General features: G+C 52.7%; 7 protein-coding genes. 4 read left to right on the top strand and 3 right to left on the bottom strand.

Going from position 1 to position 11,727, the window contains the following annotated elements; all coding sequences use genetic code 11:
* Positions 1 to 347: 347 nt before the first annotated feature.
* Both QEH52_RS13795 and QEH52_RS13790 read right to left on the bottom strand, forming a co-directional pair.
* Positions 348 to 2,627: an FAD-dependent oxidoreductase gene (locus QEH52_RS13795; RefSeq protein ID WP_308951215.1), complete on the bottom strand. Its 2,280-nt coding sequence runs from the start codon at positions 2,625 to 2,627 to the stop codon at positions 348 to 350.
* Entirely contained in the window at positions 2,628 to 4,352 is a 1,725-nt protein-coding gene (locus tag QEH52_RS13790) for a sodium:solute symporter family protein (RefSeq protein WP_308951214.1), read from the bottom strand.
* Between the two features lie 195 nt (positions 4,353 to 4,547).
* On the opposite strand from QEH52_RS13790, the gene QEH52_RS13785 reads away from it, so the two are divergent.
* From QEH52_RS13785 to QEH52_RS13775, 3 genes are all read left to right on the top strand, one after another.
* The gene (locus tag QEH52_RS13785) at positions 4,548 to 6,023 is read left to right on the top strand and encodes a glycosyl hydrolase family 28-related protein (protein ID WP_308951213.1); all 1,476 of its coding nucleotides are present in this window, start codon (positions 4,548 to 4,550) and stop codon (positions 6,021 to 6,023) included.
* A 205-nt stretch (positions 6,024 to 6,228) separates the two neighbouring features.
* Complete coding sequence (locus QEH52_RS13780; RefSeq protein ID WP_308951212.1) at positions 6,229 to 6,957, top strand: helix-turn-helix domain-containing protein; 729 nt, start codon at positions 6,229 to 6,231, stop codon at positions 6,955 to 6,957.
* On the top strand, positions 6,954 to 9,317 hold the full coding sequence (locus QEH52_RS13775; RefSeq protein WP_308951211.1) for an FAD-dependent oxidoreductase: 2,364 nt from the start codon (positions 6,954 to 6,956) through the stop codon (positions 9,315 to 9,317). The genes QEH52_RS13780 and QEH52_RS13775 overlap by 4 nt, the downstream gene beginning before the upstream one ends.
* A 59-nt stretch (positions 9,318 to 9,376) precedes the next feature.
* On the opposite strand, the gene QEH52_RS13770 is transcribed toward QEH52_RS13775, so the two are convergent.
* Positions 9,377 to 10,438 (bottom strand): alginate lyase family protein, encoded by a 1,062-nt coding sequence (locus QEH52_RS13770; RefSeq protein ID WP_308951210.1) that lies wholly within the window; start codon positions 10,436 to 10,438, stop codon positions 9,377 to 9,379.
* A 261-nt stretch (positions 10,439 to 10,699) separates the two neighbouring features.
* Here QEH52_RS13770 and QEH52_RS13765 point away from each other — a divergent pair, with 261 nt between their 5' ends.
* Positions 10,700 to 11,719, top strand: a complete 1,020-nt coding sequence (locus QEH52_RS13765) for a GDSL-type esterase/lipase family protein (protein ID WP_308951209.1) — start codon at positions 10,700 to 10,702, stop codon at positions 11,717 to 11,719.
* Positions 11,720 to 11,727: the final 8 nt, after the last annotated feature.

The raw sequence follows: 11,727 nt of genomic DNA, 5'->3' as shown, positions 1-11,727 counted from the left end.
AGCGAAAGCGTGGTCGGCAGCACCAGTAGGTAGAGCGCGACAAAGAGCTTACTCTTTTGAAAGAGCTTGGCACGCATTTTACCCTTGGCATGAGCATCGGGCACAGGGATCGGAGGAACGTCGGATTGAATAGGCATGGGGAAATTATTTACGATGACTCGCTTAGTGCAGCTAAGGGCTCGTTCACTGAGAGTTCAAGGCACAACAACAGCTAAAACAGCTAATGATAATCGATAAATAGATATCTGTATTCGCTAAAAAAAAGTCGAGAGCCTAGCAGACACAAGAAAGTTAACCTATTCACACAACTAAGCTGAGACTCCCTCATCCCCCGAATAGCGGTTTGATCAAAACACTTGTAGAGAGAAAACCGAAGCGGGTGCGCCGTGGGTCTCTTTACACTCCAAGCGAAGAGCATGGGTTTTGACACCCGCATCTAACTTGAGTTCTACTCGGCCTAAATGATTGTCACTTTGTTCGGCCACAACATCTCCTTGTGCATTCAGCAAACGAAAGTGCTTAACACAAAATGGCATCGCATCTTCGGGGTGGTGCCACTGCACCGATTCCATGGCGTGATCGTAATCAACATCGAAGTAAATGACAACCTTAGTAATAAGCTTAGCTTCGGCCCACTTGAGATCTAAATAAGGGGCGGGATCTTCTGAGCTCGCGACCCAAGCATTGCTTTGAATAAATGGGCGCTCGTAATCACTCTGCAATTGCTCTACGCCAAAAGCAGATACCGATGGTTCGATGGAGAGAGCGGGTAATTTCCCCAGAGGACGACGCTCTGGAAGCCAGAATTCAAAGCTATGAAAGCCAGTCCCTTCGGGTGGGGTCTGCACCGCACTGGTGGCGACTTTCTTATTCGCCGAATGCACTAAGGGCATAACACCCGTGTGATACGCATCCGACAAGGCAAGCTGCACGTCCGGGCAGGCCATGAGGCAAACGAAGACGAAACCATCGTTGGCGAGAGTCGTAGCGAAAGTCACCTGCGTGGCTTGATGCTCCCCCGCCGACACAGCAACTTGCACGGTCTCTAGAGTCTGGTCGGGCGTGAAGTTCCCGGCTTCGCTAGCAACACGTAATTGCACTTCCAAAGTCTGGGCCGACTGGCTCGTCAATTGAAAAGTCAAGGCAGGCATCAAGCCGGCTTTGACAGGCAACAACAAAGCGCGCGCGCAGCCTAAACTCGCAGAGGCTCCGGATGGGGCAAAGCCACTCAGTTCCGATTCGCTGGAAGCGGACCATTCTGCTGAGCGTGCCAGGTCTTCGCCATCTTCCGGCAGGCTCAGATGTGGAATGAATTGCCCGGAGCGACGCAGGCGTCGTTGCAATTGCTGCATCCTGGCAGGCTCGACCAAGTCGCTAGGATTGAGTTGTTGCTCACGACAGAGCGCGCTGGCCATGCCGACGGCTTGTGCATTGTGCGCACAGGTCATCATCACTCGCGTGGAGCCAAAAGCGACATGGCTGGCGGAGATCAAACGTCCCGTCACAAAGAGGTTCTCCACATTCCGACTATACATGGTGCGATATGGAATTTGGTACACGCCCTTACTGTGAAATTGGTGGCAGCCTGCTTCGGCACTATAAACTCCATCTGCGGGATGCAAATCAATTGCCCAACCGCCGAAGGAAACGGCATCGTCGAAACGTTTCTGCTCCACGATATCCGACTGGTTCATCATATAATCGCCTTCAAAACGACGACTTTCCCGTTTGCCGGGGATCGTGCCGATCCATTCGAGGGTTTGCGTTTCAGCTTCGGGAAATTTGCCCGAGTTCTTCACGTAGTCCCAAACGCCATAAGCGACTTTCCAAAGCTCCCATTTGATGTCTTCGGTCTCGTGGATGGTATCCATGCGACCGCCATATTCTAACCACCAGAAGTTGCAGCCGTATTTATTAACCTGAATCTGATCATGACGCGGGATCGCTTCGATATCCTTCAGCGCAAAGTCCGGCGCGATGTATTTGACCGGCTCGCCGGTGTCTTTACCATAGAAATAGATCGTGTGCCCCAGCAGTTCACCATAGCTTTCTTCGGGCGCGAAGGGCTCGTCAAACTCCCCGGCTGCTTCGGCTCCAATACGATAAGCTGCTCCGGCGAGGTAGCCGACAATTCCATCACCAGAGGCATCACAAAAGAGCGGCGAACTGACGTCGTAGAGCGTACTGTTTTGACTACAAAAAGCGTGCACGGTTTTGATACGATGCGGGCCGTCTTTGTCCAAGCCCACCATTGCAGTGTTCAGTAACAAGGTAATGTTCGCTTCCGCCCGCACTTTTTCAAGTAGCAAGGCATCGAAAAGCAAGGGATTGCCCTCGCGGTTGCGCCAGGTATTTTCCACAGCGATCTCGTCGATCACCCCACCCTCACGGGACCAACGATTGTTATTTCCTTGGTGCGAAGTCGCCCCCAAAGCCCAAAGGCGCACTTCGGAGGAAGCGTTGCCCCCCAAGACCGGACGATCCTGAATCAGCACCACTTGAACACCTTCCCGCGCCGCAGTGATGGCCGCACAAGTGCCGGCCAAGCCACCGCCCACAATCGTAAGATCTGCTTCAATTTCAATTTTCTTGAGCGCACGCTCCGAGCTAGGTTCCGAATTAATCATTTATGAAATTCGTTTTTTCTGAAGGTTAATAAAGAGGAAGATGGCGCCCGAAATCAGTAAGAGCACGCCACCGAACACAGCGAGAATCCGATGTCCGGAATCGTTAAAGGGAATCAGGCCAAACATCAGTAAGGCGCAGAGAAAGAGACAGCCGCCCACGATCAAGGCAGGCAGCGCGCTCGCTTCCGTCACTTGTCCCGCAGCCATGACATCGCTCACCTGCTGTTGCACTCGTGTCCAACCAGGAGCGATCTCTCCACGCCATTTATGCATCACGGTGAGCACACAGACGGGAATCACGACACCGATGATGAGATCAACAGTAGTGCCATTCGCTTGCAACCAAATCGCGAAATCGGAGGTCGATTCTGAAACTAAGAAGCCGTTGGCACCGAGACCGATCTTCAGAATCAAGCCCAAGACAAAACTGATCGCAACCGTCGTCCAAATCGCACGGATGCCCACGCGGGGGCTGAAGAGCCCCCAGATAGTCGGCGCAAGCAAGGGCCCAACCATTAAACTGGTGATCGCCACCACCACTTTCTCCGCACCTCCCAAATATGGAATCAACAGAGACACAGCAATCAGCACTGCGCCTAAAATAACCGTAAACAATCGACCCACCTTGACAAGGTGCCCATCACTGGCATCGGACCGAAGTAAACGACGGTAGATTTCATCGGTCAATACTCCAGCGAAGACATTGAGTTGTGAACTGACCATACTCGCAGTTGCTGAAAACATCGCCGCAACCATCAGCCCCACCATACCAGCTGGCAGCACCGCGCGACAGGCCAGAATATAGGCTTCTTGCGGATCCGCATTGGGATCGATGGTGCGATAAATCATGGGCGGCAAGAGCCACAACATAGGACTCAAGAGGTACAAGCCCCCAAACAAATAGCAGCTTTTCTTGGCATCTTTCTCACTAGAGACACAGATAAAGCGCTGTGCAAAGGCCCACTCCGCCCCAATCATAAAGAAGTGAATCAGCACCCAACCGACTAAGAAAAAGATCGTGTATTTATCACTGGTTAAGGCAAAAAATCCCTGCGGCGCTCTTTCTAAAAAGCCACTCACCCCGCCTACTTGACCAAAGGCAAGCGGCACGATAAAAATCACCGCCAGGTTGAGCACAATAAATTGCAGCACATCCGTCATCAGCACCGCCCAAAGGCCACCAGCCATCGTGTAAATCACCACAATACCACCGAAGATAATGATTGCCCACATCAGCGAGAGATTACCCGTCGCTGGATCTTGAAAGGGATTGCCATCTGCCAGAGGCATCATCGCAACTAATACGATCGACAATGAATAGAGCGACACCGCGACACCGACAATACGGAAGACCATCATCGCCCACGTATAAAATTGAACCGCCGCAGATCCGAAGCGTAGCTCAATAAACTCGGCCGGCGTCTTCACCCCCATGCGCTTCCAGTGCCCCGCCACGAAATACCCGACCAGAATCGCGGCGACACCATAACAAAGATTAATAACCACCGCCACCAGACCGTGCTGATACGCGATGCCGCCCCAAACAACGAAAGTGCCCGCCGAGAACATAGTCATAAATGAACTTAAACCAGAAGTCCACCAAGGCGACTCGCCCCCTGCCGCAAACATGTCTGCAGAACTTTTGTTCTTGGTTGAGAGAAAGACCCCGACGAGGAAAATCCCCAACAGGTAAATAGATAACACGAAGTAATCGACTGGGAGCATAAGTAGAAAGGCAAATGGTGTAGGCTGTGAATTTGTTCAGCCAATAGTTAACTGTAAACCAAACTCGACTATTTTCGTTAGAATCGCTCAATCAATGGCAGCAATGAATCACTGACAATGCCCTCGCGATTGTTACTGTCACACCGCGAAGATGAATTGCAATTTAAACCATAAACCTGCACATCTCTGCAAATCATGACACTAGATAAATCCAGCCTTTCAAAATCCCACTCAGAACTCTGGGGTGACCGGGGAAACCTTTGGTCACCGCACAGTCGACTTCCTGACTTTTCCTGCGCGGGTTATCGCATGGGCGAGCGCCCCTTGCCAGAACTCGCAGCCCATTGTTGTGTGACAGATTTCGGTGCCGTCGGCGATGGGCAAACCGATTGCACCGAAGCCTTTAAATCTGCAATCGCCGCCAGCGAGGGCGTAATTCAGATTCCCGCAGGGCGCTACTTAATCAGCGACATTCTCTGGATTAAAAAATCAGGCGTGGTGCTGCGTGGAGCAGGCATCGATCAAACCATCATCCAGCCAACCACCAAGCTGGAGCTGGTCCGCCCTTTTAGCAGCGCAACCACCGAAGGCTTAGTCACCTCGGAATATTCATGGTCGGGCGGCTTTCTATGGATTCTGGGGGAACGAAAGGATCGCACATTAAGCGAGATCTGCTCGAGCGCCCTGCGCGGCGATCAAAGTTTTGAAGTGAAAGATGCCAGCCAACTAACAGTTGGCCAAATCATCACGGTGTCACAAAAGGACACAAATGACGGCTCGCTCCTGAACCATCTATATGCAGACGACCCCGGCGAAGGGAAGAGCGACTTAAAAACAATCAACGAAGCCACTTTGGTGACCCGAATCAAAGCCATCGACGGCAATACGGTCAAAATTGAACGACCGCTGACTTTTGACTTGAGAGAATCGTGGCAGTCTACGGTTAACAGTTTCGAGCCCACAGTCACCGAATCTGGAATCGAACACCTCAGTATAGAATTTCCGGTCGAAGCTTATCCCGGGCATTTCAAGGAATTGGGCTTGAATGCGATTTCTATCGAAGCGGCCTCCCACTGTTGGATACGCAATGTTGATATTCGCAATAGCGACAGCGGCATCTTCCTCAAAAGTAACTTCTGCACGGTCGAGCATGTCAGCCTCCACTCGCAACGCCCTGATGTCGAAGGCGATTCGGGGCATCATGGCATCAGTTTCACCACCAATGCGCAGGACAACCTGCTACAGCATTTTGAATTCAACAGTCAGTTTATCCACGACATTACAGTGGAAAACATGGCCTGCGGCAATGTGATCAAATATGGACGCGGCCCCGACCTATCTTTAGACCACCATCGCTTTTGCCCTTACAACAACTTGTTCAGCCAGATTGATTGCGGACGAGGCAAATTCATCTGGCGCTTCGGTGGTGGTTTGTTGCGCGGGAAGCATACGGCCCGCGGTGCAAGCTTCTGGGGCATTCGTAGTCTCAAGCCAATCGAACACCCCGGTCCCGAATTTGGACCGTCCGAAGTCAACTTCGTCGCGCTCGACAGTAAAGAACCTGAAAGCCTGCAAGCAGATGGCCTGTGGTGGGAACCCATACCTACAGAATTCTTACAACCACAAGACCTGCATGCCGCGCAACTGCAGCGACGTCTGCAGGGCAATTAGGCAGTCAGAAGTCTGAGTATAAAGTCCTACTCATCCACTTCGAAACAGAATTCCAGCGACTTCAAGGGACCAAAAGATCAAATGCTCAGTTAGCAAAAAGACTTGGGGCCTCGCTCCAGAATGACAAGGTGCGCCCTCCTCAACTTTGCAATATACGCAAAGTTGAGGATTTACATTGCGAATATCGCAATGTATAAAACCACCCATGCTAGCTCATGCACTCGACATTTTACGGCTACTCTCGGAGTCGCCGGATCCATTATCAGCGACAGAGATTTCCCAGAAAGTAGGACTGCATACTTCGAATGTCTCGCGCACATTGCGCGTGCTGATCGATGCAGGTTACGTGCGAAAGCCGAGCTACCATAGTTTCGCCCCGGATCTAGGTCTACTCGCGCTCGCTGGGTCTGCGGCGAGACACCATCCTCTCTGCATCCATAGTGCAGCCGCCATCAAATCACTGTCGACGCAATTAGAATTACAGACCTCGCTAGCGGGACTGTTTCGCGAACAGATCATTTATTTGCAACGTTGCGCTCCTGGCGGCGAGCCTGTGCAAGCCGGGACGATGAAATTCCCACTCCACCTCTCAGTCGTCGCCTTGCGCTTATTGTTGGAATTACCTCAAGCGAAAGCAATCGATGCCCTCGAAGCATCAAAGCGGCGCTATGGATGGGAGCGCCCGACCTCGAAGGTACCGGCGAGTCCGAAGGAGTGTTTGCAAGCGGCTTCTGACGCCTTGCAAGACGACGTGCTACGTCTGGATGCATGGAATGCGCCCAATAGTCGCCAAATGGCGCGCCTGCTTACGGTACCCCAACAACCACTACTGGCGCTGGCCTGCGACGGAAACAAATTCCGCATTCCAGCGGCGATGAAGCACCTAAACGAGACTGCGAATCAGCTAATCACAACACTAACAAGTTTATCATGAAACGTATCGAAGAATCCTACGACCTAGTTGTTGCCGGCGGTGGGCTCGCTGGTGTCTGCGCCGCGATTGCCGCTGCCCGTGGCGGACTCAAAACTTGCTTGGTACATGAGCGCCCGGTGCTGGGGGGCGTCGCGTCATCAGAAATGCGTGTCACTGTTCACGGTGCAGCTCAACACCACTCTTACGCTCGTGAAAGCGGAATCATCAGCGAAATACTGAGCGAAGAGCGCGCGCGTAACCACGAACCGATCAATGAAAACGGTTGGACAAATTCCGCCTTCGACATGGTGCTCTATGATTTCTGCACCCGTGAGAAAAACCTAAGCCTACATTTAAATACGCCAGTGACACAGGTACTGATGCATGACGGTGAGCAGGTAGAACAAGAACCCCACACCCGACATGGATACTACCATCGTCCGGCCTGCAACAAGTCCCGACGCATCGCGGGGCTCATCGCCCACACCCTCTCCGCAGAGCTTGAGCTTTGCCTAAGAGCGAACTACTTTCTAGACGCCACGGGCGATGCATACGTCGCGGATCGAGCTGGCTGCGAGTGGCGAATGGGCTGCGAATCAAAGGCAGAATTCAATGAGACACATGCCCCGCTCGAGCCCTCGACGGATACCATGGGTAATTCAATTCATATTCGCGCAAAGAACATCGGTGCCCCCGCGCCCTACTCCGCGCCGGAATGGGCAGTCAAGCATGAGGATGCTTCCTTCTTTTACGAACAAGGTCGACGCCCAAGCGATCCGAATGGTGGCTATTGGTGGATCGAAATTGGTGTGCCCTGGCATACGATCCACGACAATGAGGAAATTCGCCATCAACTCACTCGCCATGCTTTAGGCGTCTGGGACTGGATGAAAAACCGCGATCCTGTGATGAAAAGGATTTGCGCCAACTATGCCTTGGATTTTGTCGGTCAGGTGCCAGGCAAACGAGAGAGTCGCCGTGTGCTGGGCCGCCATTGGATCACCGAAAACGAGCTAGCAGAACGACGCGCATTTCCCGACGAAGTCGGCCACGGTGGCTGGTTCCTCGACCTACATACGACCGGTGGTTTACTCGCAGACAGCTCCGAACCCGCAGCGGCCGAAGGCTATCGGGTGGATAGCGAATACGCCGCACTTAGTTATATCGGCCCTTATGGATTCCCACTGCGTAGCCTCATGGCAAAGGACGTGGACAACCTGTTTCTCGCGGGGCGTTGCATCAGCACCTCACGAGCCGCCCTAGGCACGGTACGCGTAATGGGCACCACTTCTATAATGGGTCAAGCCGTTGGAACGGCAGCTGCTATTATGAAAAAGCGTGGCTTGGACTTCGCCAGCTTAGAGAAAGACGCCGCTCAAGGGGGCGCACACATTCAGTCGATCCAGCAAACGCTACTTCGCAATGGTGTTTTCTTGCCTAACTTCAAGAATAACGACGCCGAAGACCTCGCCACCCAAGCAACCGTCTCGGCCAGTTCCTCTGCAAAATTCCACGGACAATCCGCAGACGATCCTCAAGCAACGGCTGGCCCGCTATACCACCCCCATGCAGATCCATGCGGCCCAAGTCTGGAAAAAATGCATGCTCAGCATTGCTACCTCAGCGGAGCTTTAGATTCTATTCGCCTACAGCTCACTGCCGCAAAAGACAGTAAACTGTCCATCCGTCTGGTGCGCACGGCAGGCATTTGGGATTATCGCCAAGGTGGTAGCGAAGTCATTGCCAGCACAACACTGTTGATACCTGCTGGCGCAAAGCAGTGGTGCGAGTGGCACTGCAAGTTAACGCACCTAATAGCCGGCAGTTATCGAATTGAGACACTAGCCGGCGCAGAGACGCTACGTTGGCATAAAGTCGCCTCGATTCAGCCTGGGCATTATGGACAAGAGACGATTTCGCCGACACGCCTGCGGGACTTGCGCTACGGCTTTGCACTCCAGCTTAGCCCCGCTCAATGCTGCTATCAACCGGAGCAAATCTTGAGCGGCGTCTGTCGCCCGCAAAGCGCGACGAATTGCTGGCGCAGCGATTCTGTAGCAGGACTCCCCGCATGGATTCAACTTGATTGGGACAACGCACAGACAATCAAGACCGTGGAAATCAGCTTCGCCGGGCACCTGCTAGCCGAAGTACATACTGAGCCTCCTTTTTGGCGCGACCCACAAACGGTAAAAGACTATACCATTCAATTTGAATCTAAAGACGGCTGGCACACCGCACTCCAAGTCAACGACAACTATCAGCGTCAGCGTAAGCACTTGCTACCGCAAGCCATCACGACCCGTCGCCTGCGCATACTTGTCACCGCCACCAATGGCGACCCAGTCGCCTGCGTTTACGAGATTCGTTGCTATTCATAACTCATCGCTCAGTTCTGTGTGAATAGCAGCCTCAGCAAGATCAAAGGAAGTCGCTTAAATCACTGCGCAACTCGTGACATGGGAGGCAGTAAAGTAGGCACCGACCAAGTGTAATGGTGATCATACATCATAATCGGGCGACTCGCCTCGACCCACTCGCCGTAGACTTCTTTACCATAGATTGCAGACATCGCGTCAAATAAATTTCCCGGATAGCCTTGTGGGGTAGGTATGCGCAGATCGGCCTCGCGATAATGCGGCCACGCTTTGGGCTCACGACAGTAATGGATAAAGTAATCCAATGCCTCTTCGATCCCGGCACCGTCTTTTCCTTTATAAACAAAGAGGTCAACCCCACTGACATTACGAGCGATCTCACACGCAGTCGTGAGTGGCGACAAAGCAAAATATGTATACCACAAACTGTTTTTGCCACGCTTCACTTCCAATGGCATGTGCCCATCTGCAGCGATCGCATGATCAATTTTCCCACGCAGCCGTTCCACATCGACTTCGAGTGCGGAGCGTTCCTCCAGCAAATAGTGCGAAGCCATCGAGCCGACCAGCCCCCAATCTCCCCAATTATTTTTACGTTCGACAATATTTAGACAGGATTGTAAATACACTGCACGTACCCACTGCTTGACTGCGCTCAGATCCTCAGGCTGCCAGCCTTCGTAGTCCAACAAGAGCTCTGCCGCCAAAACAAAGCCGATGCCGACGTAAGCCATCGCCAGGTCGCCGTCATCACCACAAGTGCCTCGATTTTGACGCGCCCAAGCCGTCAAAATCGCAGCGCTTTGATCGGCATACTCTTTGCGCGCCGCGCCCTCCGACAACTGATACGCAATGGCACAGGCATAGGCAGCCCACACATCATCAGAGAGTTGCTTCTTAGCCGCATTGTGCCCCGCAGCATCACGATAAAAGCCGGGCACGGTAAAGCTTTCCTGCGGATTGGCGATCCACTGCAACGCTTGCCGGGCCTGCTCAAGCAGTGCCTCAAAAGCGGCCACTCGTAGTGGTTCACCAGCGGCGATTTGACTGCGCGCGGCAGATAGTTGACTGACGGTATGAAATCCGCCCGGGTGCGGATAGACTGAATCTTCGTTGGGCATCATAAGGGTATGTGGGAGAATCTAGAGCTCACAAATAGACTTTCACTCAAGCCTAGCTGGGGAAAAGATTTAGTAATCCGACTTAATTTGCAAGCGCTGGAAAATAATCAAATATAAACTCAAGCCACCGGTTTGGCTTATCATACAACTATAAGATTCCTGTGAGCACGAGATCCGAAGCAATGGCGTCATCATCGATACAAAGTGACTCATCCCCAGAAAATTGACTTCACTAAATGACGGGATTCGACAAGGTACACCCGTATGAAACTCCCCGAAGCGGCCTCGACCCACAACATCGCAGAACTCGTCACTCATCCTGAAAAGGGTGAAACCGTCATCAGTCGCATACCGGAATCGCTCCGCATTTGCCTGAATGACAACGCCAAACAGCGCGCACTCAACAGCACAGGCTGTGAACTACGCTTTCGTTTGAACGGCCCCACAGCTACGATTCGCATCCGCGCCTGCGAGGTGTTGGCGACACATCACGGTGGCGGCTTGGCACAGGTTCTATTCGGTGATTTTAGCCGCACTTACCTGCCGATCACAGTGGGCACTCCAATCGAATATGAGATCGAAGCGCCGGACTACGAAATGCTAGAACGCGCAACCGGACCCAATACGCACTTCAACCCGCGCCTAGTGCGCATTTTACTGCCCACTCACGCCAGTATCTCAGCCGTCGAAATTGATGGCGACATTTCACCGGCCCTAGCGAGCGACCTGCCAAGGAAGCGCATTCTAAACTACGGCTCTTCGATTACCCATGGCTCTGGCGCGATCAACTCACGCGAAACTTGGGCTGGACGCTGCGCCCATATTTTGGGTGCCGACTTTATTAATCTTGGCTTCGGTGGCGGTTGTCACTGTGAGCCCGAAATGACGGACTACCTCTGCCAACGTAAAGACTTCGACCTAGCGATCCTGGAGACGGGAATCAACATGCTCGGTTTGGAAACGGAACTAACCAATCAACGCATTGAAACACTGATCCAAAAATTCAGCGCAGCCCACGCTGACAAACCGACCTTTTGCATTGGCGTCTTCCCTTGCCGTGATGATGTCACCCATAGCTACCAAGGGCGCGCTCAAGAAATCCGCGAACACGTCAAAAGCATCGTCGCCGGTCTCGACGCACCGAATCTACACTTCATAGACGCTCGCAACTTACTCACACATGCAACAGGCATGACCAGCGACCTCACCCACCCCTCGCCAGCCGGCATGATCGAAATCGGTGGCAATGTCGCCGCCGAAATCCAGCGCATTCTTGCAAAATAATCGCAAGC

The sequence above is a fragment of the Thalassobacterium maritimum genome, from assembly GCF_031127805.1.
Taxonomy (GTDB): Bacteria; Verrucomicrobiota; Verrucomicrobiia; order Opitutales; family Coraliomargaritaceae; genus Thalassobacterium; species Thalassobacterium maritimum.
This window is presented reverse-complemented; position numbering and strand designations above follow the sequence as displayed.

Bases quoted from the DNA above. Each gene is read 5' to 3' on its own strand.
- QEH52_RS13785 (WP_308951213.1), top strand. From the start codon at position 4,548: ATGACACTAGATAAATCCAGCCTTTCAAAATCCCACTCAGAACTCTGG.
- QEH52_RS13790 (WP_308951214.1), bottom strand. From the start codon at position 4,352: ATGCTCCCAGTCGATTACTTCGTGTTATCTATTTACCTGTTGGGGATT.
- QEH52_RS13780 (WP_308951212.1), top strand. From the start codon at position 6,229: ATGCTAGCTCATGCACTCGACATTTTACGGCTACTCTCGGAGTCGCCG.
- QEH52_RS13775 (WP_308951211.1), top strand. From the start codon at position 6,954: ATGAAACGTATCGAAGAATCCTACGACCTAGTTGTTGCCGGCGGTGGG.
- QEH52_RS13765 (WP_308951209.1), top strand. From the start codon at position 10,700: ATGAAACTCCCCGAAGCGGCCTCGACCCACAACATCGCAGAACTCGTC.
- QEH52_RS13770 (WP_308951210.1), bottom strand. From the start codon at position 10,438: ATGATGCCCAACGAAGATTCAGTCTATCCGCACCCGGGCGGATTTCAT.
- QEH52_RS13795 (WP_308951215.1), bottom strand. From the start codon at position 2,627: ATGATTAATTCGGAACCTAGCTCGGAGCGTGCGCTCAAGAAAATTGAA.